The sequence below is a fragment of the Alteromonas mediterranea DE genome (genome assembly GCF_000020585.3).
GTDB lineage: Bacteria > Pseudomonadota > Gammaproteobacteria > Enterobacterales > Alteromonadaceae > Alteromonas > Alteromonas mediterranea.
Map to the genome: position 1 here is coordinate 748,896 of NC_011138.3, position 26,899 is coordinate 775,794.

The window sequence follows — 26,899 nt, forward strand, 5'->3', positions numbered from 1 at the left end:
TAACTCGACCCACATGTAATAACAGGATTAGCGTGAACACAGCCCTTCCAATATTTACCACCGACAGAATTACCTTGCGCCCGCTTACCTTTGACGACCAGCACTGGGTACTTGCACTTCAGCAAGATGCGTTATGGCTTAAATATATTGGCAGCAAGAACGTAAATAGCCTTGATGATGCATGCGACTATATTGGTAAGACGAATGCTCAGCGAGAAGAGTGGGGCTACGGACTGTTAGCCGTGGAAGATAACGACGCTAGACGGCCGCTTGGCGTATGCGGTCTTTTTAACCGCTTCTCTTTTGAATGCCCTGATTTGGGTTTTGCCATGTTACCGGATGCTCGGGGCAAGGGAGTGTGCTTAGAGGCATGTGAGCGCGTAATTGCCTGGTCTGCCTTACAAGGCTACAGCTTTTTAACTGCGATGACGCACCCCGAAAATAGGGCATCACAGAACCTGCTGTTGCGCTTAGGGTTTGAAAAGCAGGGGTTGTACTTTGACAAAGCCTTTCCTCATCAATACCTGTATAGGTTAGAAATAACTTCACACATCTAGCGCCATCATGTTCAGCGCTTACCTGCATTACGGTCTTAAGCTTAAACCTAGTCTTTAATCGCTAAAAGGCCTCACCGTTTCAACCTTCCTGTAATGATTCGTTTGTCTTAACCAGGGTGCTATTGCTTATTTATACTTTCGTCTAATTTGGTGCATTGCTGTCAAAATGGGTGCTTTTCAGCGATCTCTTTGCCATTTAAATGTTACTTGTACGTTAACAGTTCAGCCTCTTCTACTACGGTATTTCCCCTGGTTGAGTCATTCGTCTCTGATTAAAGGTAATTCGTCAAAATTTCTCGCCCCTCTTTGCGCAATGGTATGCCTGTTGAACAACAGGTAGTAAACGCACCGCAAATGGAAATGCGCAGAATAAAAAACAGGGTCGCCAAGTCGATATAAAACCTAATAAGAAGACCGCAGCTATGACAATAAAAAGTACACATACAACATTCAAATGCACATTGTTAGCAGGAATAATAAGCCAAGCGCTTATCCCTACCTACGCTAATTCTCAAGAGAGGACTAGTGAACAGCAAGTCGAAACAGAAGAAAAAATAGTTGTCACAGGACGTCGTGTAACCCAAACCGATATTGCAATTGGAACTGACGAAGCCACCAATACACTTGCGGTGAGTCGCGAGGAGTTGCTTTCAGCACCTTCGGGCATTTCCGGCCTGAAAATGCTAGAGAGTTTACCTGGCTTTAACGTTCAAACTGATGGTGCACTTGGCCTTTATGAGTTTGGTAACTCGGTACAAGTGCGAGCTTTCCAGCTCAGTCAAATGGGATTTGTTCTTGATGGTATTCCAATGGGACGCTCTGATGCATTTGGAGGAAGCCCTATATTCCGATACGTTGATAATGAGAATTTAGGGGCTGTCATTGCCTCACCTGGCGCGGGAGATGTCTCTGCACCAACTTACGCATCGCTCGGTCCGATTGCGCAATACAATACGGTGCGGCCTTCGGATGAAATGGGAGGTATGGTCGCAGTTACTGCTGGCGATTTTGATTTACAGCGTACCTTCGTCAAGCTGGAAACCGGCGACATCGATGGTTTTAAAGCGTATGTAAGTCGCTCGAAAACCGATTCTGACTTATGGCGGGGTCCAGGTACTATCGACAGAGAGCATATTGAAGCAAAAGCGCTTTATGAATTTGGCAGTAGCTATATTCAAGCTACTTACGTAGCAAATGACTTTTTCGACTACGATTCACCTTCTGCACCAGCCTCTGTTTTTGAAGATGACTATTACTACAGCTACCTAGACAGTATTCCCGAAGGATGTATCGAACCTCAACCTGAGGTTTATGACTTCAATGGTGACGGTACTATTGATGACACTGACTTTACGCCGGTATTTACAGGTTCTAATTGTACAAGCTATTACGAAGATAGAATTAATATACGAGACGATAAACTTTATTCTCTTGGGTTTGGCACCTACTTAACCGATGATATTCAACTTGAAGCTACGGCGTATTATGAAGATAAAAATGGTTACGGTGTATCGCCTGATAGCTATTCTAATACGTTGAGTATTTATACTGACCAAGCAGCAGCGGGGTTAGATGTGGTTCACCCTAGGGGCGTGCAATACGGCCTATCTACTGTAGGTGGTGAGCGAGAGGGGCTCGTGGGAAGCGTCACTTGGTTTGTTGGTGAGCACAAATTCGAGGCGGGTGGCTGGGTAGAAGAAGACACCTACAATAGAACACAGGCGCGTTTGAATAAAACCGGCGGCAGTGCGGACGGTGACGTTATTTACGACGAAGTAGCTTATTACCGAAGGAATTACACTGCCGTTCGTGATACTACACAGTTATTTATTAAAGATAACTTTGCCATGATGAACGATGACTTGTTGCTAGAAGTCGGGTTTAAGTCGCTGTCTATCGACTATTCACTAGACGGGTACAGAGACTATAACGATTACGAAATAGATGGCGAACTTGGTTATGGACCGCAGTCTATTGAGGCTGAATACACTGATAACTTTCTGCCAATGGTTGGCGCGGTTTATCGTTTAAATGAATCGGATCAGCTATTCGCTTCGTTCGCGCAAAACTTTGCACTGCCGGCAGGAACGGACGATATCTTTGACAATGCTGTTGGGTTTGACGTTGAAGCTCCGCAAGGAGAGGAAGCCGACAACTATGAGCTCGGATTTAGAACCAACCGAGAGCATTACAACGGTGCGGTCGCGCTATTTTATACCCAGTTTGATAATCGACTAATTGCCAGTAGCGTGATTAATCCAGCAACAGGCCAACCAGAAACCTTTTATGTTAACGCCGGTGCATCTAAAGCCTACGGCATCGAATTTAGCGGAGTTTTTCAACCCGAAATGTTCGACAGAAAGCTCTATTTCAATGCAAATATATCGTATAAGAAAGCCGAACTAGAAGACGGGTTTGCAGGTAATCCAGCCGGCAGCCAATTACCTGATAGCCCTGAATGGTTAATGACCGGCGGTATTACCTATGAACCTACCGAATGGCTAGTTGCGAATTTCTCTGCCAAATATACAGACATTCGATATACAGACTTTAACGAGACCTATGAGTTAGAGAGCTACCTGGTTGCTCAGGCTTACGTAGATATTGGTGGTCCTAACAATTTTGGTATGCCCGAGAATATTCGATTGCGGTTTAACGTTGATAATGTATTCGATAAAGAAGTTATGTCTTTCGGCTTCACCGGTTCCTCGTTTGGTCGCCCACTTAGCCCACGTACTTTCCAAGCAACATTAACGGTGGATTTCTAAATGCGGTACGTAAATGGTAAAACAGTAAGCGCTTTAGCACTCTCTTTAGCTTTAACAAGTGCCTATTCTAATGCGGAGTCAGTAAAGGCAAGCGATATTCATGACTCTATGGTCGTCATGGATACGCACCTAGATACGCCAGCGCTGCTCGTACAGCCCGGTTTTAATATTATGCATGCGCATAATGTTGAGGATGACTTTTCCCAAGTGGATGTTCCAAGAATGGAAAGCGGCGGATTAGACGGCGGGTTCTGGGTTATTTACACGCCACAGGGCCCAGTTACAGTAGAGGGGTTTAAATCTGCACGCGACACAGCGATTCTTCGTGCTATGGCTATTCATAAAATGGTCGAAGCCAACCCGGATACATTTACTCTTGCCACTGATCCAAAAGACGCCAAAGCTATCGCTGATAATGATAAGAAAATTGTTTATATCAGTATGGAAAATGCTTACCCGCTGGGGGAAGACCTCAGCTTGTTAGATACTTTCTATAAAATGGGGCTTAGGATGGTTGGTCCCGTTCATTTTAAGAATAACCAATTTGGCGATAGTTCCACTGATCCTAATGGCCAGCAATACGGAGGGCTTTCTCCACTTGGAGAAAAGCTTGTAAAGAAAGCTAACGAACTGGGTATAATTTTGGATGGCTCGCATGCTCACGACGACTTACTCGAAGACATGATACGGCTGTCGAAAACGCCTGTCATCCTGTCGCATTCGGGCACGAAAGCCGTCTATGATCATCCGAGAAACATCAATGATGAACTACTAAAAAAGTTGGTCGCAAGTGGCGGTGTTATCCATGTCAACGCCTATGGCTCTTACTTAACAGAATTGCCAAGCGACCCCAAACGCAAGAAAGCGTATGGGGAATTATTTAAGCAAATGGGGAACATTGCTGAAATGACGCCAGAGCAAGTGGCTGCGCTAAAGCAAAAACGTAAGCAAATTGATATGGAGCACCCTGCTGTTCGTGCAACCTTTGACGATTATATGGCTCACTTTCTTCATATTTTAAAAGTTGCTGGGCCTAAACATACTGGGGTGGGTGCAGATTGGGATGGCGGCGGCGGTGTGGAGCGCATGATGGATGTTGCCGCTTTACCGCTGATAACAGAGAGGCTTCTAGCCGAAGGCTACACCAAAGAAGACTTGCAAGATATTTGGGGTAACAACGTGTTGCGGTTGTTAACTCAGGCACAAGAATACGCCCAGTCGCTAAAATGACATCTACCTAAACCTTGAAGCAATGTGTCCGTTTTCGCCAGAAAAGGACACATTGATATCTAAATCGAAAAAGGGTGGTTAAATCGAAGAAAGATGTACTAAAGCGGCGGCAGAACCGTCATTTTTTTAATGACAATAGGTTCAATAGGCACATTATTCGCGTTCAAGCGAAGTGAGTACTCAGTTTCCACCTCTGACATGGCATCTACAATATCTTCGCCTTCCACAATCACGCCAAATACCGCGTAGCCCCAGTCTCTGCCCGGGTTTAAGCTGCTGTTGTCGTTCACATTAAAGAAAAACTGTCGGTTTGCGGTATGTGGGTCACCTTGTCGTGCCATCGCAATGGTGTGTAGATCGTTAGTTAAACCGTTACCTGACTCATTAAAGATATCGGGGAAGTTTGATTTGCCGTCGAAGTCTGCGGTATAGCCGCCGCCCTGTACAACAAAGCCGGGCACAATGCGATGGAAAATAGTGTCTTCATAGGCGCGTTTATCTACGTAGCGAAGAAAGTTATTTACCGTAATAGGCGCACGTCTTCTGTCGAGTTCAACCACAATATCGCCCATGGTAGTTTCAATTTTTACCCGAGGATAGTAGTTATCTGGCTGAACCTGTGAACCGTCATCTTTCTTTGCCAAAACCGCTGAACTGCTGCCTAGCAGCGCGATGGCGGTAAGAAGTGGTAAAAGTATTTTTTTCATAAAAATGCCTTTAAATATATTCCGTATTACGCGTTTTTTAAGCGTGCTTATCGTTTAGCAGTGCCTAAGATAACGAACTTTTTGTCACTCGCAAGTACCTTTGCGCCACCAAACAGTTTTTTAAGCTTAATGTGATACTCAAGGTGTCTATTCCCAACCACAACCAAATGCCCGCTTTTGACAAGCAGGTCGCGAGAGTCGGTAAACATCTGCCACGCGATATGATCGGTAATCGCGTTTTGCTGATGAAACGGTGGGTTACACAAAATTTTAGTAACAGCAGGTTTATTTTCTCGGTTTAAGAGTGTCTCTAAGCAATTACTTGCGACAAACTCACACTGTTCGATTTTATCGGGGAAGTTGTTAAGTACATTAAGTCTGGCACTTTCTAACGCCATATATGACTCATCTACAAAAATCACCTTGGCATCTGGGGCAAGAGAGAGTGCGTTAACACCCAGTACGCCGTTGCCGCACCCTAAGTCTACCACTACGTCGTTGGCACTGACCGTCATGTGCTCCAGCATAATGCGTGCACCGATATCTAGCGACTGGCGTGCAAACGTATTGGCAAGGTTGTCTATAATAAGCGCAGCGCCCATGGTGCTTTTACACTGCCACCGCGTTGGGTAGGGCGATGTCGCCTGTTTTAACGAGTCTCTTGGTGTGGCAAAAATAAGTCGTGACTTTTTCTTCGCCAGAGATGTCGTCGTCGGGCCAATGTATTTTTCGAAAAGGTTAAGTGCCGATTTCGTGATCGCCTTGACCTTGCCCGTCGCGATAACCTGGGTTTCAGGCGTAATATAGGCTTGTAAATCAATAAGCTGTTGTTCAAGTAAAGCAAGCGCTCGAGGCACTTTTATGACTACCACGGCCGGTGCACATGCAGGCTTAAAACTAGCGCTCTCAACGCTGGTTAATGTTTTAACCGGTGACGTTTTTAGTTCTTGTGTACACGAGCCTTCAGAAGCGCGTATCAAGGAATTTGCTTTTAAATTCTCGTGCAACGAACGCAAAGATATATAGGAATCGGAAACCCAATAAGGGGCTAAATGTGAAAACCAACAGCCTAATGCGCCGAAATCGTCGTTAAAGATCATTAGCGACGGCGTACTTTCATTATCGCCGATAGACAGCTCATTCTCACTCAAAAGAGACTCTAGATGCTCTATCACCAGTTCATCAGCACTGTCCCATGCTTGAAGGCTCACATGCTGGTGCTTTTCAGGGTAGCGAATAAGCGAGAGTTGACGGTCGGCAAATATAAATTCTGTATTCATTGGGGTCTGTTGCAAAGGAAAGGCTCACGACATTCGCTATTGACGAATGCGCCATTAGGTTAGAGATTTACTGTCTATCTTACCATACCCAAAATAAGGCTCTACTTAATAACGCCTTATAATGAAATATCCTGGCCGTCTTTTTTAATTCCGCTTGTAGACCGAGTATTTAACTGGCCACTAAATCAAACCACAATGTCACGCAGCCCGTAATGAAGACTACGCTAAGAAATAGCGAAAAATAAATTATCACCGCGGCGGCCAATATTGGAGTTTGTATAATAAGCGGGAGCAACCCCTCACAATTACCACAATGGAATTAAACGAATAGACATGCAATTTTCTCTCTTTGAGACACCTGATGAAGAAAGTGTGCCTTACCAGCTTCCGCTGACTGAGGCAGATGTTCGGTATTTTCCTAACGCATTGTCGAAGAATGATGCTGACGCTTTCTTCGAACGGCTAAAAACCGAATTACCCTGGAGACAAGATACTCTTCGGTTGTTTGGTAAACAGGTGAAAATTCCCCGTCTTCAAAGCTGGCATGGCGACCCTGAGTGCACCTATACCTATTCAAACCTTACTATGCCACCTAACCCATGGACATCAAGCCTCGCGTTAATTAAAGCCCGTTGTGAAGCGTTATGCTCGCCCAACTACGGTACAAAATTTAACAGTGTACTCGCTAACTGGTATCGCGACGGGCAAGATAGCATGAGTTTTCACTCTGATAATGAACCAGAGTTAGGTACGAACCCAGTGATTGCTTCGGTAACGCTAGGTGAGGCTAGGCCTTTTGTTTTAAAACACAAAGAAACAAAAGAAAAATATACCCAAATACTCGAACACGGTAGTGTGTTGATTATGGCTGGGGCAACGCAAAGTCATTATGTGCACGGGATTGCGAAGACGGCTAAGCCTATCGGTGGTAGAATTAATCTTACTTTTCGACACCTTATTCAAAGAGCAAGGTAAGCCAACCATGCAAGTAAAAACGTTTCTTGAATCAACGATTAAAGCAGCACTAAACCCGAGCTACCTCGAAGTGGTGGATGAGAGCTTCATGCACAATGTGCCCGACGGCGCGCAGAGCCACTTTAAAGTAACCGTAGTAAGCGACGCGTTCGAAGGCAAACGCCTTATTGCTCGCCACAGAGAAATAAATGGTCTTGCCGCAGAAGCGTTACAGGGGCCTGTACATGCTCTTGCACTGCATACTTATACACCCGCAGAGTGGGAAGCCCGTGGCGGAGAGTCTTTGGCTTCTCCTAATTGTTTAGGCGGCAGTAAACACGACAAGTAACGCTTTTTATCGTAATAAATGGAAGTAAATAAATGAAAAGCAGCGATACAAAAAACAATGGGGCGCTCGCCTCTTACGTGAACATTATTAAAGCCCCAGCAATTCAAGTACTGCTAATGGGCACCGGCTTTTTACTTATGATGTTATTTGTTTATATGGGCGTAATGACCTCATTCGACAATACATTATTTACGACACTGAGCGCGCTTGGCGATGTACATGGATGGAAGAACGATGTGTTAAGAGATGTTACCGCCCTTGGCAGTAACACCGTGCTTATATTTGTTGCTGCAGCGGTAGCAGGGGCATTGGCCTTGGCGGGGGAAAAGAAAAAATCACTGACTTTTATTCTCGCGGTAGCGGCAGGCATAGCGATGACTTTTTTACTTAAAGCGGGAATTGATAGGCCACGTCCGTCATTAACCATGCAACACGTTGATGTGTATACCCAAAGCTTTCCTTCGGCCCACGCTACGCTGTCGACGTTGGTTTATTTCTATATTGCGCACTTGCTTACATACTTCACACAAAACACATCAGTGCGGACATGGATTTACTTCACCGCCGCTTTTTTGGTGTTTTGCATTGGCTTAAGCCGCGTTTTGTTGGGTGTGCATTGGCCTAGTGACATCATCGCGGGGTGGTTTGCAGGGGGCAGCATGGCGTCGTTTTGTTTTTACGTAATAAAGTGGAAACGTAAGCTGCGTATTAAAAAAGAAGGCTAAGTGTGGTGCTAAACCAGGCGCTTAGTAAAATAATACACCGCGACCCTTTCAGAATGGATTGCCTTCGCGCACTAAGCGCACTTAATTTACCACAAGGCTATTTGGGTGCGGGGTTTGTGCGAAATGCCATTTGGGATGATTTACACAATAAGGCTAGACCTACGCCACTTAATGATATTGATGTGGTTTACTTTAGCGATGAAATTACCGTGCCGCAGAGCAAGGTTAGCGTTGAGAACACCATCGAATCGCTTTCTCAGCCAGGCGTCCAGGCCGGCGTCTTATCTGAAGCTAAGGCACAGGAGAAAGCGTTTGAACATGAGCTTGCCCGTTTTGTGCCGAATGCCAACTGGCAGGTAAAAAACCAAGCGCGTATGCATTTGGCTCACGGGCACGCGCCCTATAAAAGCTGCAGTGAGGCCATTTCATATTGGATAGAGCGGGAGACCTGTGTAGCGGTGCGCCTTTTAGCAAATGACGATGTAGATATACTGGCGCCATTTGGCTTGGAAGCAAACTTCGCCGGCACGATAAGTATTAACCCCAAATACCCTAGACCTGATGTTTTTGAGCAACGCGTTGTGTCTAAAAGTTGGCCTAAGGTTTGGCCTTTGTTGAAGGTCGTGTTATAGCAACAGAAGTGCAGCAAATGGCATGTATATTCAGCTATTTTGGCTAATCACTAAAGCAAAAATGGGCTTAAGCTACTTTCTCACTGCACTTTTTGTAGCAATGCTAACTATCTTGGCAGCAATGGCCGCAATAGTGGTATTTTCGCTCATGGCTTGTTTTTGTAGTCGGCGATATGCATTGTTTTCGCTTAGCCCAAACTGCTCCATTACTACCAGTTTTGCTCGACTTATCAGCTTTTGATCTTGTATTGCCCGCTTGGCTTCTTCAAGTTCGCGGCCCATGTCTTCGATATGTTGTGCTTGTGAACGCAGTAAATCATAAAAAGAGCGGTGGGCAGATAAGGTTTTGGTTTGCTCATTAAGTGGCAGCGTTTTAAGCTCGTCGTCTTTACTATCTTCCGCTAAGCCCGGCATGCTGGGGTCGAACAATAGGGTGAGTGGCGAGCCATCGGTGGCGTGTTCATCGTTGAAGCGTTTAAGCAACTGTTGATGATTGGCCATTTCATTTTTTGCGTCGGCCACTTTAGTATTGGCTTGATGCAAAAGGGCTTCCGTGAGCGCGACTTCAATGGCCTGCATGGCATCCATGCGACGTGTCGCTACATCAAACCAAACTTCTGATATCTCACCAGCAATTGGGCTGCCGTCACCAAGTTGCGCAATCATGTTTCTAAGCTGCGCGATATCGATAGCGGCAGGGCTTTTATTTAACGTATCCAAGGCGTCTTTGTGTGCTTTACAGCTAAACTCACAGAAAATATTGAAGTGATGTTCTTGGGCTTGCTGAAGGGCAGCAAGCTTTTCGCATAAACGCGCATCAAAATGGGTTTCTGCAAAACCAATCGCCCCCCAAGCCCGTTCTTGCCCTGCGTATTCCTTCGCCTGCATAAAGTTGAATAACGCCACTAGCAATCTAGTAATAGTTGGGTCGCTTGCAATATCCGCCGCTTCAAAAATAACGGTAAGTAAACTGGCGACTAAACGGCTGTACGCGCGTGTCGACTCCAGTGGCGTTAGCTTCTGCTTACTCACTTGTTCTCTTAATCGAGGTAGGTAGTCTGTGGCCTGCATTGCAAGCGTAATGCTACTCAATAAACGCGGGTTGCCCGTGGTGATCTCATCAGTCAGGTAGAGGGATTTTAACTGGCTTTTTAGCGTTGACTCTGCGTGTTCACTAGCAGCAACATATTGCATCCGCTCTGAGCGATATCGCTCGGCGTTTGACGCGAGAAAGATATTGCTGGCACCCCGTTCCTTTTGAAGTTCATGAATAAGTTCTCGCACTGCAATAACAATGCGGCAGTTACTCGATAACTGTTCAAGTACCGTAATCTCAGCGTGTTTAGCTGCAAGTAAAAAGCGCTTAGTCGCGTCGCTACACAGTGTAATGGTCGGTTCGGATTCATGAAGCATAAGGAAACTACTTTAGCTAAAAATAGAGATAACGCATTAAGCCAAGCAACACTTATGCCCTGTTTATAATGCAGGGATGCCATGAAGGTTCAGTGGCGTTAAGTTCTTTCAGCGCCAATAAGAATAAAGGGCTGGGAGCCACGAAGGGTTTGACCATGGTTCGACATAAAGGGGTCGAGGGTGTGGCTGTTGCCTTATTTGTGTAGCGAGAAGTGAATGGTTGCGCCAAATTGGTGCAACCTGGTGTTGGCGTTTTCGGGGCTGTTTATACGTACAACACAGCAAAACGCTGAAACTTTGGGATTTTTCTTAATGTGGTTGTCTCTTAGTTTCTTACTACCCGAAGAAACCACCCTACAAATAAGGAAATGAGAAAGCCAAAGAACGCAATCATGGTTGTGATAGTAAGCATTTGCCCTGAGAAGTCAGCGTTTTCTCCGGTGTGCTCGCTCACTAGCATGCCCGACGCTTGGAAGATAAATAGGGCGGCAACGGAAAATAATAAAATAACGGCGGTCGACATAATGGTCGCTTTCCAATAAGCCTTTGGCGACATCCAATGAATAGCGCCTGCCACCAACACGCACAAAATAGTAAGAATATAAGGTACCACTTTAACTCCTCGTTGAATAAGGCACTAGCCTTAAAGCGATGTCTCATCACCATGCTCGACTTAGTTCCAACCGTGAGCGCTGACGGACAACATGAATAAAATACCGTAATACGATGCCATGGACGGCGCCATTTGTCAGCAAAGGCGAGAAAATTAAGCGATATGAAAACGCTCAAAAACAGGGTTCTATCAACATAAAAAATTTGGGCAGCAACAAACTGGTGGCGAAAAGCGGAAAGACTTTACGGATTAAGGTTTGTCTTAGTGACAATCTATTGAAAGATTTTAAGCCCTAATGGTGATAGAATCGCCGAAAAATTCTCCTACTTGCATGGTGTGCTGCTCAATCTAGCGGTTTACGCCACGGTGGGTTGTTGTGTTTAACATCTTAGCTTCTGAGAGAACATGTTCGATTTAATTACCAGTAAAGACAGCAACGTTAAAAACGACGTGCTATCAGGTATTACCGTGGCGCTTGCCTTGGTACCTGAGGCCGTAGCATTTGCATTTGTAGCCGGCGTAGAACCAATGATTGGTCTTTATGCGGCTTTCATGATGGGCTTGATCACTTCTGCTATTGGCGGTCGCCCGGGTATGATTTCTGGCGCTACCGGCGCTATGGCCGTGGTGATGGTGGCACTGGTTGCCCAGCACGGCGTACAGTACTTGTTCGCTGCGGTTATCTTGGCCGGTTTGCTGCAAATAATGTGCGGTATATTCAAGCTCGGCAAGTTTATTCGACTGGTGCCATACCCAGTAATGCTGGGCTTCGTAAACGGTTTGGCCATCGTTATTTTCTTGGCTCAGCTAGGTCAATTTAAAGTGACCAATGCGGCAGGTGAACTTCAGTGGATGGAAGGTACGCTGCTATATTGGATGCTAGGGCTTGTGGCGTTAACCATGGCCATTATTTACTTGCTTCCTAAGCTAACTAAAGCTGTACCTGCTTCGCTTGTGGCCATTGTTACGGTAACTGCATTAGTGCACGGCCTTGACCTAGAAGCCCGTACGGTTATCGACTTTGTTCGCGACTTGCTGCCAGCAGACCAGCGCGATACTGCTACGCTAGCCGGCGAATTGCCGAGTTTTGCTATTCCTATGGTGCCGTTCACTTGGGAAACCTTCATGATAATTCTGCCTACCTCAGTCATTCTTTGCTTGGTCGGTCTTATTGAATCGCTACTCACGCTTTCCTTGATTGATGAAATGACCGATACCCGTGGTCGCGGTAACAAAGAATGCGTGGGCCAAGGTGTTGCGAATACTGTTAACGGTTTCTTCGGCGGTATGGGCGGTTGCGCCATGATTGGTCAAAGCATGATTAATATTAACTCTGGTGGTCGTGGTCGCCTGTCAGGCATCACCGCGGCGTTAGTACTGTTGGGCTTTATTTTATTCGCCGCCCCGCTTATTGAAATGATCCCGCTAGCCGCCCTTGTTGGGGTTATGTTTGTGGTAGTAATCGCTACTTTCGAATGGGCGTCATTTAGAATTGTTCGAGGCGTTAACAAAGAAGATGCCTTTGTATTATTCTTGGTCACCGGCGTTACGGTTATTGCTGACCTTGCGATAGCGGTTGTGGTAGGGGTTATCGTTTCCGCGCTGGTGTTTGCATGGAAACACGCCCGTCATATTGAAGCGAAATCGCATATCGATAACGACGGCTGGAAAGTGTATGAGCTAGACGGCCCACTGTTCTTTGGTTCGGTATCTCACTTTAAAGATTTGTTTGATATTGCCAACGATCCTAATGATATCGTTATTGATTTTAAAGATTCTCGCATTTGGGATTCGTCAGGTATTGATGCGCTGGACACCCTTGCTGACAAGTATGAAGAGCAAGGTAAGAAGCTGCACATTCGCCACATTAGCGATGAGTGTCGTTCACTACTTCGCAAGGCAGACAAGTTTGTTGAGATAAACGTGGTAGAAGACCCTCGCTATCGCGTAGCGACAGACAAACTGGCGTAAATCTTTAACATTAAGTAATGCACCAAGTGAACACAGGTTTGCGTTTGTTTGGTGCAGCTTAGAAATAAAAATATTGCCTTTTTTATCTTAAATCTATTAAAAACAGCGTGTTACACGATTGGCACTGAATTTGGATAGTATTAAACGTAAAGTGTGTTTTAGTGATTTGTGTCAATCGCTGAAAATTGTGTGATTTATAACACTCCGTAAAATGTGTTAGCTAGAATATGCTGAACTTAAGTGTCAGTACTAGCAAAATAGGCAACGAAGCCCGCATCAACGAAAGTTGAAGCGGGCTTTTTTTTGTCCCGAAAAAAGGGGAATACCATGACTTCATTGGACTCAAAAACGCAAATTGTCGTCGTAGGCAACGGCATGGTGGGGCACCATTTTGTTGAACAGCTTCACCAAAGCGACGCCAATGTAGAAATAACCGTCTTATGCGGCGAGTCTCGCCTCGCGTACGACCGCGTTTACTTATCTTCGTTTTTTAGTGGCGCAAGTGCTGATGATTTAGCGCTTACCACCCCAGCACAGTATGCCCAGTGGGGCGTAAGTGTAGTGACCAATGCGTTGGTGACCGATATAGACCGTGACAACAAAAAAGTGACGACGTCAGAGGGGCAGGTATTTAGTTACGATAAACTTGTGCTTGCTACCGGCTCATATCCTTTCGTGCCGCCTATTCCCGGTAACGAGCAAGAGCACTGTTTGGTCTACCGTACCATCGATGACTTACTTGCCATTGAGGCCTCGGCGGCGGTAAGTAGCGTGGGGGTGGTTGTCGGCGGCGGCCTGTTAGGCTTAGAAGCGGCGAACGCACTTAAGCAAGCCGGCCTTGATACTCATGTCGTCGAGTTCGCGCCACAGCTAATGGCGGTTCAACTTGACCAAGCCGGTGGTAAAGTCCTTAAAGATAAAATTGAAGATTTGGGCGTGACTGTTCATACCCAAAAAGCGACACAAAGCATTGAAGCGGGAAATACCTGTCGCTATAAAATGGTGTTCGCCGATGGCACCGAACTTGAAACCGACATGATCCTTTTTTCTGCGGGTATTCGCCCTTCGGATCAGCTTGGTAGGAAGTCAGCACTAACACTTGGCGAGCGCGGCGGTATTGTTATTGATAACCACTGTGTGACGTCTGATCCGAATATATACGCCGTAGGCGAGTGCGCGCTATGGGACAACAAAATTTTCGGCCTTGTTGCCCCCGGCTATACTATGGCTCGCACTGCGGTAAGTCATCTAACCGGTGGTGATGCTGAGTTTTCAGGTGCCGATATGAGCACCAAGTTGAAGCTTATGGGGGTTGAAGTTGGCTCAATTGGTGATGCGCACGAACGTACTGAAGGGGCATTAAGTTATACCTACTTAAACCAACCTGAAGGCGTTTACAAAAAGCTTGTTGTTGATAGTGAACAAAAGAAAGTGCTGGGCGCGGTACTGGTAGGTGACACAAGCGATTACGATACGTTATTGCAGTATGCGCTTAACGCTATCGACCTTCCTGAGCATCCTGAAAGCCTTATTCTTCCGTCGTCGGATGCCGCTCCTGCTCTTGGCGCCGATGCGTTACCCGACACCGCGTCTATTTGTTCCTGCCTGAATGTAACAAAAGGCGATATTGTTTCAGCCATTGAAGGTGGCTGCTGTAGCGTAGCGGATGTGAAAGGTGAAACCAAAGCCAGTACAGGCTGTGGTGGCTGTGCAGCGCTACTTAAAAACGTGGTGGACAGCGAGCTTGAAAAACGCGGCGTTGAAGTTTCAAAAGCCATTTGTGAGCACTTTAACTATACACGTCAAGAGCTCTTTCACATTGTAAAAGTAAACGGTATTCGCACGTTTGATGATCTGCTAGAGCAGCATGGTGAAGGTTTAGGTTGCGAGATTTGTAAGCCCGCAGTGGGCTCTATTTTGGCATCAGTTTATAACGACTACATTCTAAAATCGGCCCACCTACCGTTACAAGATACTAACGATATCTACCTTGGCAACATGCAAAAAGACGGGACTTATTCCGTTGTGCCACGGGTGCCGGGCGGAGAAATCACGCCAGAGAAATTGATTTTGTTAGGTGAAGTGGCGAAAGAGTACAACCTGTACACCAAAATAACCGGTGGGCAGCGTATCGATTTATTCGGCGCGCGTGTTGAACACCTTCCTGACATCTGGGAGAAGCTAGTAGCGGGGGGATTTGAAACCGGTCATGCGTATGCGAAAGCACTGCGCACTGTGAAGTCGTGCGTGGGAAGTACTTGGTGTCGCTATGGCGTACAAGACTCAGTTGGTACCGCTATCGATTTAGAAAATCGCTATAAAGGCTTACGTGCACCGCACAAAATCAAATTTGCTGTATCAGGCTGTACCCGTGAATGTGCTGAGGCCCAAAGTAAAGACATTGGTGTTATTGCCACTGAGCAGGGCTGGAACTTGTATGTATGCGGTAACGGCGGTATGAAGCCCCGCCATGCCGACTTGTTTGCCACCGACTTAGATACCGAAACCCTTATCAAATATATCGACCGCGTGTTGATGTTCTATGTGAAGACTGCCGATCGCCTTCAGCGTACTTCAGTGTGGATGGATAACCTAGAAGGCGGCTTAGCTTATCTTCAAGATGTGGTGATAAACGACGCCTTGGGCATTAACGACGAGCTAGAAGCGCAAATGGATACCGTGGTTGACGCGTATCAATGTGAGTGGAAAACCACTATCGAAGACCCTGAAGCGCGCAAGCGTTTCCGTCAGTTTGTAAACAGTAATGCAGGCGATACCAATATTCAGTTTGTTTCAGAGCGCGGCCAGGTTCGCCCTGCAACAGAAGCTGAAAAAGTGGCAGGGAAAGACCAGTTTATTCCAGTCGCTATGGTATAGCGATTTAGTTATTAAAGAGCTTAGGAGGAACATTTGATGTCAGCAGCGCCAAATCTTTTAGCTTCAGGACAAGATATTCAGCAATGGCACCTAGTGTGCGAAACACGGGACTTAGTAAAAAATAGCGGCGTTTGCGCCCTGGTAGAGTCTCGGCAAATCGCGATTTTTTGTTTATGTGTCAAAGGGGAAACCCAGGTTTTTGCGATAAGTAATTACGACCCCATTGGCAAGGCCAACGTGCTATATCGCGGGCTTTTGGGGTCAATTGGCGGCGCCCCGGTAGTTGCGTCTCCTTTATACAAGGAGCATTACTTTTTAGAAAGCGGGCTATGTAAGGAACACGATGATATATCGGTTACCACTTACCCAGTAAAAGTAGAAGGTGAAAAGGTTTTCATTGGCATTTAAGCGGTACGCTGCACACAGAAGGCGTTGACAAAGCAGAGAAAACGAAAAAGGTAATGATATGAATATGGCTACTCCACAACCCGATATTATGTCTGAACAGTTAAGACAAACAACATGCCCTTATTGCGGCGTGGGTTGTGGCGTAGATATCAGTTGCAACGCAAGTAAGCGTGCCGTAACCCTGGACACTGTTAAGGGCACGCCCGAGCATCCCGCCAATTTTGGTAGGTTGTGCGTTAAAGGAACAAACCTGCTTGAAACGAACGGCCTTAATGGGCGTTTACTTCACCCAACCATGGCAGGTAAATCGGTGGATTGGGACACGGCCACCGATGTGATTGCGGATAAGATCGCCTCTACTATTGCGCAGTATGGCGCGGATGCCGTTGCTTTTTACGTGTCAGGTCAACTACTGACCGAAGACTATTACATTGCCAACAAATTAATGAAAGGCTACATCGGCAGTGCCAATATTGATACTAACTCACGCCTTTGCATGTCGTCAGCCGTGGCTGCCTACAAGCGTGCATTTGGCGAAGACGTGGTGCCATGCGATTACGCAGATTTAGAAAGCACTGACTTACTTGTTATAACAGGGAGTAACACGGCGTGGGCACATCCTGTACTCTTTCAGCGTATTCAGCGTGCAAAGCTTAAAAACCCGCACATGAAGGTGGTGGTCATAGACCCACGCAAAACCGAAACCTGTACCATTGCCGACCTTCACCTAGCAATAAAACCCGGCAGTGATGTGGCACTCTTTAATGGCCTGCTACGCTTTGCTAATAAGCAGGAAAGGATAGACAAGGCAAGCGTTGGAAGGTTTGCCGACGGTTTAGATGAAGCCTTAGAAAGTGCGAGCGCGTCGACGCTTAGCGAAGTCGCCAAGATTTGCGATGTCGACGCTAGCAGCGTGAAAACCTTTTATGAGATTTTTTGTGAAGCGACTCGGGCTATTACCTTCTATTCAATGGGGGTGAACCAATCGTCAGCAGGCGTAGATAAAGCGCAAGCCATTATAAACTGCCATTTAGCCACCGATTTAATTGCAAAAGAAGGCTGCGGGCCTTTCTCAATTACGGGCCAGCCGAATGCCATGGGAGGCCGTGAAGTAGGTGGGCTAGCAAATATGCTTGCCGCACATATGGACCTTGAAAACCTTGAGCATATCAACGCAGTAAAAACGTATTGGAACGCGCCAGTTATGCCTAAAGGGCAGGGGCTTAAAGCTGTTGACCTCTTTAACGCCATTGAAAGGGGGGAAGTAAAATTCGTTTGGATAATGGGCACTAACCCTGTAGTAAGTATGCCCAACCGCGGTCAAGTCGAGCGCGCACTATCAAAGTGCGACATGGTGGTGGTGTCTGACATCGTGGAATCTAACGACACATTGAAATACGCCCACATTGCCCTTCCGGCAACGGGATGGTCTGAAAAAGATGGAACGGTGACCAATTCAGAGCGCCGTATATCACGTCAGCGGGGTATCTTGCCTCCGCCAGGCTGTGCAAAACACGATTGGCAAATTATGTGTGACGTAGCGGCTAAAATGGGCTTTGCTGAGGCATTTAATTTTACCCATCCATCGCAAATTTTTTGCGAATACGCAGGGTTAACCGGTTATCAAAATAATGGGCAACGCCAGCTGGACCTATCGCCTTTACAAAATATTACTCAGGCGCAATATGATGCCATGTCGCCTTTACAGTGGCCATTTACAACATCTGATGAGTTGCAAGGTATGCAAGGGCTTAACAGCAAGCGACCCTTTGCCGATAAACAGTTCTCTACGCCTAACGGTAAAGCCAAGCTTATTCCTGTTGTATTTAAAGCACCACAGCAACAAACGTCGAAGCTGTTCCCGTTTGTGGTAAACAGTGGGCGCGCCAGAGATCAATGGCATACCATGACTCGTACCGGCAAAGCAGCAAAGTTGCTAGCCCATACGTCTAATGCCAGCGTGCATGTAAGCCCTCATGATGCTAAAACGCTAGGCGCGAGGAATAAAGACTACGTGGCTTTGCATAGTGCGGCATGTGTAGATGCCCCGGTTATCTATCCCGTTAAAATCGATGAAGACATGCGCAAAGGAGAAGTCTTCATTCCTATCCATTGGTCTGCTCAGTACGGCTCACACTGCAAGTTGGGGTCACTTTACGCCAGTGCGGTAGACCCTATTTCAGGTCAACCCGAGTTAAAGCACGCTGCCGTTGCTATAGAACCTGTACGCTTTACCACCTACGGCAAAGTTTTCGTAGCATCAATAGTGCAAAACGCGCAGCCCAGTGAATTTAACTTTCTCGATGAAGTCGCGCTACAGCATGCTTGCGACTATTGGACGAAAACGCCCATTGAAGGTGCAGTATTGACAGCGAATACAAACCTGTCTGGTGATGCGTCAACGGTATTTAATATTGCATCGAACAAGGGCCGCCGAGCATTCACACAAGACGTGTTACCTCTTTTACCACAAAACACTGTGTTATTGCAGTTTCATCATCACACCTACTCAGTATGTATAGCCCTTGTAGACGATAAGCTTTGCTTTGCGGCGTTTTTAGGTGATGAGCCAGAGCAGGAAGCCGCAGTAGACGCTAACGTTGGATGGTCAGTGCCTAATGCTTGGGTTGCCAGTCTGCTGAATACCTCTATTAGCCTTGAAACCCAGCGCAAGTTATTACGCACTCAAGTAGACGAGGCGTTTTTAAATGGCGATGTAGTGTGTAGTTGCTTCGAGGTGCGCGAGAAAACAATTAGTGACGCTATAGAAGGCGGTTGCTCCTCGGTAACGGAACTTGGCAAAAAGCTAAAATGCGGTACGAACTGTGGCTCGTGTAAGCCTGCACTATCACAACGAATTAATCAGCACGCATTGATAGGTGCTTAAGTTATCTACATTCAAATTATTTAGGAGCGTTTATTCATGTCATTAGCATCTAGCTGGTCGTTACCTTTTTTACGCACCTTTTTTAAAGCCCGCGGATCAAACCTTAGCGTAGCTAAACGCAATACCCAGCACATAACCAAGAACAATTCGACGGCGTCGCGTTTTTTGAGCGAATTCTCAACGCCTTCTCAGCGTAACGCTGGAAAGCGCGGCCAAGTATTTATTGTAGGCGCAGGCCCAGGAGATGCCGAGTTACTTACATTAAAGGCGCTTCGCCTCTTACAACAGGCAGACATAGTGCTGTTCGATGCCTTAGTGAGCGAAGATATACTGGCGTTAATCCCTCAAGCAGTGGCGAAAGAATATGTGGGTAAACGCTGTAAAAAGCACAGCTTCACCCAAGATGCTATTTGTAAGCGCGTAGTTGAACTCGCAGGCATGGGGCGCACCGTCGTGCGTTTAAAAGGGGGCGACCCAGCGCTATTTGCAAGAACCTGCGAAGAAACTGATGCATTAACCAAAGCGGAAATTCCTTTCGCTATCGTGCCTGGTATTACCGCTGCATCGGGCGTATCTGCCTATACCGGAATACCCCTTACCGACAGGCGCTGCGCCCAATCGGTAAGCTTTATGACGGCCCACTTTAAAGATGCAGACCAATGGCCAGAAATGGCGTCAATGGCACAAAGCGTATTGAAACACACCATGGTGGTTTACATGGGGCTAAGTCGCCTAGAAGGGCTTTGCCGTGGGCTGGTTAATCACAACGTGCCACTCGCATGGCCTGTAGCAGCCATAGAAAATGCGACCACCCCTGGGCAGCGCATGATTACAGGAACGCTGGCTGATATACATAGTAAAGTAAACGCAGCGAATTTAACGGGCCCGACGTTACTTATATTTGGAAAAGTGGTAGAGTCTCGTCAACAGGTTAATACACTTCTACTACATTCATCCGAGCATGCAGCAACCATTTAGCGAATACATAAAAATAATTGGTAAGGGTCAGAAAGGGGGGCGCAGCCTAACCCGAGAAGAGGCCTACCATGCCATGAAAATGGTGTTGGCTAATGAAGTGACAGGCGATCAGCGCGGCGCTTTTCTCATGCTGCTGCGCACGCGAGAAGAAACCCCAGAAGAAGTCATTGGTTTTGTCGATGCCTGTAGAGAGTTAATCGAGCCCGAGGTGAAAACACTTACGCCTACCTTAGATATAGGGTGTTATGCAGGTAAACGCCGTCAACTACCTTGGTATTTATTGGCCGTGGCCATATTGGCAAGAAACGGGTATTCAGTTATGCTTCACGGTGCCCACGAGCCAGGTTCTGGTCGCCTTTACGCGAGTATCGCTTTACCCAAACTTGGCTTACCCGAAGTTAATAGTATTGCTCAGGCAAAACAGCAGTTGACTGAAAAGGGTGTCACTTACCTTGATTTGTCTTATCTTCTTCGCGCTTTGGACACTATTATTAAATTACGAGACGTCTTTGGATTACGATCGTGTGCTAATACTCTCGCTAGACTATTGAACCCTACAGCTGCCAAATTTTGTGTTCAAGGGGTTTATCACATGCACCTTGACCATAAACACTGCCGCGTAAACGAAAACTATCCTTCGATTGATGCGCTCTGCTTTCGCGGTGATGGAGGTGATCCAGAAGTTAACGGTGAAAGAGAAACTGAGCTTTTTATTACCCGAAACGGGAAAACCGAAGAAGTTATAATGCCTGTGCTCGCTGATAAATGGGCGCTCAAAGACAAAGATATGAAGGTTGACGACATGCTTGACGTCTGGGCAGGTAAAGCAAATAGCCTTTATGGTGAGCAGGCTATCCTAAGTACATTAGCTAGCTATCTAGTACTTCTTAAAAATTGTGCCGTTACCGATGCCCTTACCCAAGCAAGGCAGCTTTGGGCTGAGCGCGATAAACAATCCCTGCCTTTTTTATTTTCTTAAATTTTTAATGCTCTTCAAATCCTCTGCTATCTTTAATCAAGACCAAAAAAAATTAGCCTATTGTTTCAAAATGACTGCGCTTACCGAGGCATGCTACGGGCATGCCTGTAGTGGTGATTTGCCTTTAGTGTAAATAGATGCAGACGTTAAAAATGCGTGAAACGAGGTCCATTAGGAGCGCAGAATGTTTTTCAAAAATAAAGAGTTGATAGCCGAGAAGCAACGTTTGGAAAAGGAAATCGAGGCATATCATACCGTTCAGGAAGAATTACGGGAAGAAATGTTGTATGTCGAATTAAGTGCAGAAGGCCGAATTCGCGCAGTGAATGACCTCTATTCCCAAGCTACTGGCTATTCACTCAGCGAATTAGAAGGCAAGAGTCTAGACAGCCTAATGAGTCAAAATGCGTTAAGAAAGCCAGCTGCACAGGATTTACTTGGCGCCATCAAAACTCACCGCCACTGGCATGGCGCGATAAGCTTTTTCGATGCTAAAGGCCAAGAGGTTTGGGTGAGGGGGATTATTCAGCCTATTGATGATGCCTTTGGAAATGTGAAGTACATCGCCTTTTATATGGCAGAGCAAACGCGAAATATCACTCACAGCAATGAATTGAGAGACATGATTGCTGCGCTTCATCGTTCTTCTGCTGTTATCGAATTTAAATTAGACGGCACTATCATCACGGCGAACGAGAACTTTTTAAAAGGGACCGGCTATACCTTAGAACAAGTTCAAGGTAAGCATCACCGCATCTTCTGTACCGAAGAAGAAGCAAATTCTGAGGAATATAAACAGTTTTGGCGGGGTTTAGCAAAAGGACAGTTAGAATCGGGGCGTTACAAGCGTATAGATAGTGCTGGCAATGAAGTGTGGTTAGAAGCGTCATACAACCCAATTAGAAATGAAGACGGAGAACTGTATAAAGTGGTGAAATTTGCCACTGTGATTACAGAGCAAATGCAGCGCGAATTTGCTATTTCTGAAGCCGCGAATGTCGCTTTTAATATTTCACAGGAAACAGGTGAACAGGCGCGCAAAGGTAATGAAGTACTCGATTCCACAGTGAATGCGATGAACGAACTTACCGCTCAAATGGGTAATGCTAGCGCAGGTATTAAGGATCTTGACGAGCAATCACAAAAAGTCGCCGACCTTGTAAAAAGCATTAGCGGTATTGCCGATCAGACTAACTTATTAGCATTAAACGCCGCTATTGAAGCGGCACGGGCCGGCGACCAAGGTCGTGGGTTTGCCGTGGTGGCTGATGAGGTTAGGCAACTTGCCTCGCGAACAAGCAGTGCTACAGAAGAAATTGTCAATGTGGTAGTAGAAAATAGAAAGCTAACTGAAAATGCAGTGCAGTTGATTGAAGCTGGGCAAGAAAAAGCCCGAGAAGCGTTAGAGTATTCAACTCAGTCTGGTCAAGCGATGGGCGAAATACAAAGTGGCGCGAACGAGGTGGTAAACGCCATAGGCCAATTCACTAAGCGTTTGTAAGGTAGTCTCCCTTTAACAAGGCCAACACATGATTCAGCGGTGGACGCGTATCACACGCACCACCGTTGAACAGTACCCCCTTTTTTGGTGCACTTAGCTCCCCGTAATTCTTGAATGTCCTTCCTTGTTTTTTGCTAAATATCATATAAATCAGATGTTTATATTTGTGGCACAAAGGCTGCTATTAATCTGGTGCAATAACGATGCTGCTATTAAAGAGTAGTGTTTGCATACACAGTGCAACGACATTGTGGAATGCACAACATTTGCCATAGGGTAAATAAACAGGATTCAGCGGAGAACGGTAGGGAAGCGATATCATCTCCGGTAACTATGGCAAGTGAATAATAATAAGAACAGAGTGGTTTTATAAGCTAAAGCTTTTGATAAACCTCCCTTAAAGATGAGGTGTGTGAGCGGGAATTCCTGACTTACCATTAACAACTTGATGCGTTTGTAAGAACTCCGATATTACAAACACGGCAACGAAGCCCACCATGCTCGACGGTATTACGTCGATAGCTGGTGGGTTTTTTTTTGGTTACGAGGAACACGTATGACTGGGTTAAAAACAACATCACTACTTAAACGCTTGCGAAAGGCGAGTGCTGGCGTATGCGCTGCTCTCGCTGTCTCCGTAGCGAGCTTCTCCACTTCTGTTACCGCACAGGAGCCAGCGTTGGGCTGGCCTGAAAAAGAAGAGTTAAAGTTTGGCTTTATCAAGTTAACTGACATGGCACCCCTAGCGGTAGCCTACGAGAAAGGCTTTTTCGAAGAAGAAGGGCTTTACGTTACCCTTGAAGCACAAGCAAACTGGAAAGTGTTGCTAGATAGGGTTATTGATGGGCAGTTGGACGGAGCGCACATGCTCGCGGGGCAACCGCTCGGTGCGACTATCGGTTTTGGTACCGAGTCTCACGTGGTTACGGCCTTCAGTATGGATCTCAACGGTAACGGTATAACGGTATCCAATGAGGTTTGGGAAAAAATGAAAGCCCATATCCCTCAGGAAAATGGCAAACCAGTACATCCTATTAAAGCCGACTACCTGAAACCTGTTGTTGACGAATACCGCAACGCCGGTAGGCCGTTTAATATGGGTATGGTTTTTCCAGTTTCTACCCATAACTATGAACTTCGTTACTGGCTAGCCGCGGGGGGTATTCATCCGGGGTACTACGCGCCACACAAAGGTGATACAGCGGGGCAAATAGACGCACAGGCACTGCTTTCTGTAACCCCTCCTCCTCAAATGCCAGCAACCATGGAAGCGGGCACGATTTACGGATATTGCGTAGGCGAGCCGTGGAACCAACAGGCTGTATTTAAAGGCATTGGTGTTCCCGTTATCACTGACTACGAGATTTGGAAAAACAACCCCGAGAAAGTGTTCGGCGTTAGCCAAGGTTGGGCTGAAAAGTACCCCAATACGCATATTCGCGTGGTTAAAGCCCTTATTCGAGCAGCAATGTGGCTTGATGAAAACGACAATGCGAATCGTCCTGAAGCGGTGAAAATTCTAGCGAAAAGTAACTATGTAGGCGCGGATGAAGATGTCCTTGCCAACAGCATGACCGGAACGTTTGAGTACGAAAAAGGCGATAAACGCGATGTGCCAGACTTCAACGTATTCTTCCGTTATAACGCAACCTACCCTTACTACAGCGATGCGATTTGGTACCTCACGCAAATGCGTCGCTGGGGGCAAATATCTGAAGCAAAGTCTGACGACTGGTACAAAGAAACCGCGAAGAAGGTGTATAAGCCTGAAGTGTATGCTCAGGCCGCTAAAGCACTTATTGCAGAAGGAAAAGCGAAGGCGTCAGACTTCCCAGAGTTTTCGACAGAAACAGGTTACAAGCCTGCACAAAGCGAATTTATTGACGGCGTCACCTTTGATGGAAGCAAGCCAAATGCTTATTTAGAGCAATTTAAAATTGGCCTTAAAGGCAACACAGTTCTTTAAGTGTCGAGTTTAATCGCCCCGGAAGCTTCCTTTGGGTGCAGCGGGGCAAACACAGTGCACCAGCGCTTAATCAATGTCAGGAGCAAGCAATGAGCAAGATGACTACCATTCTTCGTCTTCCAACCTCGCCGTCTAATGCTAATTCAATGGCGAGTCGGCTATACCAATCCACCCCTGCCTTGTTGCTGCCTGTTATCGGTTTGCTAATGTTTTTGGCTATTTGGAATGGCGTCGCGAAAAGTATTGATACCTCGCTAGGGCAATTTCCTGGCCCGGTACAGGTTTTTGAACAGACGGGGGCATTAATTGATGAACATATTGCACAGCGTGAAAAGGCCGCGGCATTTTATGAACGTCAAGAGGCGAGAAACGCAGCTCGCGTAGCTCAAGACCCCACTTATGAGCCAAAAATAAGAGATTTTACCGGTGCGCCGACCTTTTTTGACCAAATATGGACAAGTCTATACACCGTAATGGTGGGCTTTTTTATTGCATCAGTGGTAGCGGTACCGGTGGGAATACTGTGCGGGTTGAGCAAGTCTGCCTATACGGCGATTAACCCCTTAATTCAATTATTCAAACCTGTGTCGCCATTAGCGTGGTTGCCCTTAGTGACTATGGTTGTGAGTGCGCTTTACGTTAGCGACGATCCCGCGTTTTCAAAGTCTTTCGTCACTTCGGCTTTTACCGTGTCGCTTTGTTGCTTGTGGCCTACGCTTATTAACACGGCGGTAGGCGTATCAAACATTGATAAAGACCTCATCAACGTGAGTAAAGTATTGCGACTAACGCCTTTAGCGCACCTAACTAAAATTGTTCTGCCATCGTCAATACCTATGATCTTTACTGGCCTTCGCCTGTCCCTTGGCATTGGCTGGATGGTGCTTATTGCCGCTGAAATGCTCGCTCAAAACCCAGGGTTAGGCAAGTTTGTATGGGATGAGTTTCAAAACGGCAGTTCAGAATCGTTAGCCAGAATTATGGTGGCAGTGCTGACCATTGGCGTAATAGGCTTTGTATTAGACCGCTTAATGTTATCAATTCAGCGCGCTGTAAGCTGGGACAAGTCGAGCGTACTACGCTAATTTTGAGGAGATATTTATGCACACTAAACACTTAGAGTTAGAACAGGTAGGTATCGATTTCCCTACGCCTAAAGGCCCGTTTACCGCGCTACAAGACGTGAATTTAAAAATTGCCAAAGGTGAGTTTGTTTCATTAATCGGGCACTCGGGTTGTGGTAAGTCAACGGTTCTTAATATCGTGGCTGGTCTACACCAAGCCACTACCGGCGGTGTAATTTTAGATGGCGCTGAAGTTAAACAACCTGGCCCAGAGCGTGCGGTAGTATTCCAAAACCACTCTTTATTACCCTGGCTGTCGGTGTATAAAAACGTAGAACTTGCGGTTAAATCTACCATGCGAGGTAAAAGCAAAGGCGAAATGCGCGACTGGATCATGCACAATTTAGAACTTGTACACATGACCCACGCCTTAGACAAGCTTCCCAATGAGATATCTGGGGGAATGAAGCAGCGAGTAGGTATTGCCAGAGCGTTAGCGATGGAGCCAAAAGTATTGCTGATGGATGAACCGTTTGGCGCACTTGATGCTCTCACTCGCGCACACCTGCAAGATTCACTTATGGAAATTCACGCTGACCTCGGCAATACGGTGATCATGATTACCCATGATGTAGATGAAGCGGTACTGCTGTCTGATCGTATTGTTATGATGAATAACGGGCCAGCGGCGACGATAGGTGAAATTCTAGATATTGAGTTACCTCGTCCTCGAAACAGGTTAGCGCTCGCTGATAATAAGCAATACAACCACTATCGACATGAAGTGCTGACTTTCCTTTACGATAAGCAGAAGAAAGTAGAAACCGTGCCTTCACGGACTAAGCACTCTGCTTCACAGAAAAACAGTAAATCCAATGAGGTGTCATCTGAAAAAAAAGACACTAAAAAATCAGATGCCGCTTAGCACTGCCGGCATCTGAATAAGGCGGTATACCTTACCGCCCACGCATTTTAACTATCGCTTTTCACCCGGCGTTTTCTGTCGGGCGGGAAAGTACTGACCAACAAAAATAAAGAAC

21 protein-coding genes are annotated in these 26,899 nt (G+C 46.3%); 17 read left to right on the forward strand and 4 right to left on the reverse strand.

Going from position 1 to position 26,899, the window contains the following annotated elements; translation table 11 throughout:
- Window positions 1-32: 32 nt before the first annotated feature.
- From MADE_RS03485 to MADE_RS03495, 3 genes are all read left to right on the forward strand, one after another.
- On the forward strand, window positions 33-557 hold the full coding sequence (locus tag MADE_RS03485) for a GNAT family N-acetyltransferase (RefSeq protein WP_012517228.1): 525 nt from the start codon (window positions 33-35) through the stop codon (window positions 555-557).
- A gap of 422 nt (window positions 558-979) precedes the next feature.
- Window positions 980-3,325: a TonB-dependent receptor gene (locus MADE_RS03490; protein WP_012517229.1), complete on the forward strand. Its 2,346-nt coding sequence runs from the start codon at window positions 980-982 to the stop codon at window positions 3,323-3,325.
- The gene (locus MADE_RS03495; RefSeq protein WP_012517230.1) at window positions 3,326-4,555 is read left to right on the forward strand and encodes a dipeptidase; all 1,230 of its coding nucleotides are present in this window, start codon (window positions 3,326-3,328) and stop codon (window positions 4,553-4,555) included.
- A gap of 98 nt (window positions 4,556-4,653) precedes the next feature.
- Here MADE_RS03495 and MADE_RS03500 read toward each other — a convergent pair whose 3' ends face one another.
- Complete coding sequence (locus MADE_RS03500) at window positions 4,654-5,262, reverse strand: peptidylprolyl isomerase (RefSeq protein WP_012517231.1); 609 nt, start codon at window positions 5,260-5,262, stop codon at window positions 4,654-4,656.
- 47 nt (window positions 5,263-5,309) lie between these two features.
- On the reverse strand, window positions 5,310-6,542 hold the full coding sequence (locus MADE_RS03505; RefSeq protein ID WP_012517232.1) for a methyltransferase: 1,233 nt from the start codon (window positions 6,540-6,542) through the stop codon (window positions 5,310-5,312).
- Window positions 6,543-6,875: 333 nt separating this feature from the next.
- Here MADE_RS03505 and MADE_RS03510 point away from each other — a divergent pair, with 333 nt between their 5' ends.
- Genes MADE_RS03510 through MADE_RS03525 form a run of 4 tightly spaced genes read left to right on the forward strand, consistent with a single transcriptional unit; the run spans window position 6,876 to window position 9,202 of the window.
- Entirely contained in the window at window positions 6,876-7,517 is a 642-nt protein-coding gene (locus MADE_RS03510) for an alpha-ketoglutarate-dependent dioxygenase AlkB family protein (RefSeq protein ID WP_012517233.1), read from the forward strand.
- A gap of 7 nt (window positions 7,518-7,524) precedes the next feature.
- Window positions 7,525-7,845 (forward strand): BolA/IbaG family iron-sulfur metabolism protein, encoded by a 321-nt coding sequence (locus MADE_RS03515; RefSeq protein ID WP_012517234.1) that lies wholly within the window; start codon window positions 7,525-7,527, stop codon window positions 7,843-7,845.
- 32 nt (window positions 7,846-7,877) lie between these two features.
- A complete protein-coding gene (locus MADE_RS03520; RefSeq protein WP_012517235.1) occupies window positions 7,878-8,570 on the forward strand; it encodes a phosphatase PAP2 family protein in 693 nt (230 codons plus the stop codon).
- Window positions 8,571-8,572: 2 nt separating this feature from the next.
- Window positions 8,573-9,202 (forward strand): nucleotidyltransferase family protein, encoded by a 630-nt coding sequence (locus MADE_RS03525; RefSeq protein ID WP_012517236.1) that lies wholly within the window; start codon window positions 8,573-8,575, stop codon window positions 9,200-9,202.
- A gap of 72 nt (window positions 9,203-9,274) precedes the next feature.
- Here the strand turns inward: MADE_RS03525 and MADE_RS03530 are convergent, their stop codons facing one another.
- Window positions 9,275-10,615, reverse strand: coding sequence for a nitrate regulatory protein (locus tag MADE_RS03530; RefSeq protein ID WP_012517237.1), 1,341 nt, complete (start codon window positions 10,613-10,615; stop codon window positions 9,275-9,277).
- Window positions 10,616-10,940: 325 nt separating this feature from the next.
- Window positions 10,941-11,228: a hypothetical protein gene (locus MADE_RS03535; RefSeq protein WP_012517238.1), complete on the reverse strand. Its 288-nt coding sequence runs from the start codon at window positions 11,226-11,228 to the stop codon at window positions 10,941-10,943.
- 405 nt (window positions 11,229-11,633) lie between these two features.
- Between MADE_RS03535 and MADE_RS03545 the strand changes: the two genes are divergently transcribed.
- From MADE_RS03545 to MADE_RS03590, 10 genes are all read left to right on the forward strand, one after another.
- The gene (locus MADE_RS03545; RefSeq protein WP_012517240.1) at window positions 11,634-13,199 is read left to right on the forward strand and encodes a SulP family inorganic anion transporter; all 1,566 of its coding nucleotides are present in this window, start codon (window positions 11,634-11,636) and stop codon (window positions 13,197-13,199) included.
- A gap of 327 nt (window positions 13,200-13,526) precedes the next feature.
- The gene (gene nirB, locus MADE_RS03550; protein WP_012517241.1) at window positions 13,527-16,076 is read left to right on the forward strand and encodes a nitrite reductase large subunit NirB; all 2,550 of its coding nucleotides are present in this window, start codon (window positions 13,527-13,529) and stop codon (window positions 16,074-16,076) included.
- Window positions 16,077-16,112: 36 nt separating this feature from the next.
- Window positions 16,113-16,484: a nitrite reductase small subunit NirD gene (gene nirD / locus MADE_RS03555; protein WP_012517242.1), complete on the forward strand. Its 372-nt coding sequence runs from the start codon at window positions 16,113-16,115 to the stop codon at window positions 16,482-16,484.
- A 58-nt stretch (window positions 16,485-16,542) separates the two neighbouring features.
- Window positions 16,543-19,371, forward strand: a complete 2,829-nt coding sequence (locus MADE_RS03560) for a nitrate reductase (protein ID WP_012517243.1) — start codon at window positions 16,543-16,545, stop codon at window positions 19,369-19,371.
- A 36-nt stretch (window positions 19,372-19,407) separates the two neighbouring features.
- Window positions 19,408-20,349, forward strand: a complete 942-nt coding sequence (gene cobA / locus MADE_RS03565) for a uroporphyrinogen-III C-methyltransferase (protein ID WP_012517244.1) — start codon at window positions 19,408-19,410, stop codon at window positions 20,347-20,349.
- Window positions 20,333-21,328, forward strand: a complete 996-nt coding sequence (locus tag MADE_RS03570) for a glycosyl transferase family protein (protein ID WP_012517245.1) — start codon at window positions 20,333-20,335, stop codon at window positions 21,326-21,328. The genes cobA and MADE_RS03570 overlap by 17 nt, the downstream gene beginning before the upstream one ends.
- A 184-nt stretch (window positions 21,329-21,512) precedes the next feature.
- Window positions 21,513-22,829 (forward strand): methyl-accepting chemotaxis protein, encoded by a 1,317-nt coding sequence (locus tag MADE_RS03575; protein WP_012517246.1) that lies wholly within the window; start codon window positions 21,513-21,515, stop codon window positions 22,827-22,829.
- Window positions 22,830-23,385: 556 nt separating this feature from the next.
- Entirely contained in the window at window positions 23,386-24,795 is a 1,410-nt protein-coding gene (locus tag MADE_RS03580) for a CmpA/NrtA family ABC transporter substrate-binding protein (protein WP_012517247.1), read from the forward strand.
- 89 nt (window positions 24,796-24,884) lie between these two features.
- A complete protein-coding gene (locus tag MADE_RS03585; protein WP_012517248.1) occupies window positions 24,885-25,880 on the forward strand; it encodes an ABC transporter permease in 996 nt (331 codons plus the stop codon).
- A gap of 16 nt (window positions 25,881-25,896) precedes the next feature.
- Window positions 25,897-26,784: an ABC transporter ATP-binding protein gene (locus tag MADE_RS03590; RefSeq protein ID WP_012517249.1), complete on the forward strand. Its 888-nt coding sequence runs from the start codon at window positions 25,897-25,899 to the stop codon at window positions 26,782-26,784.
- Window positions 26,785-26,899: the final 115 nt, after the last annotated feature.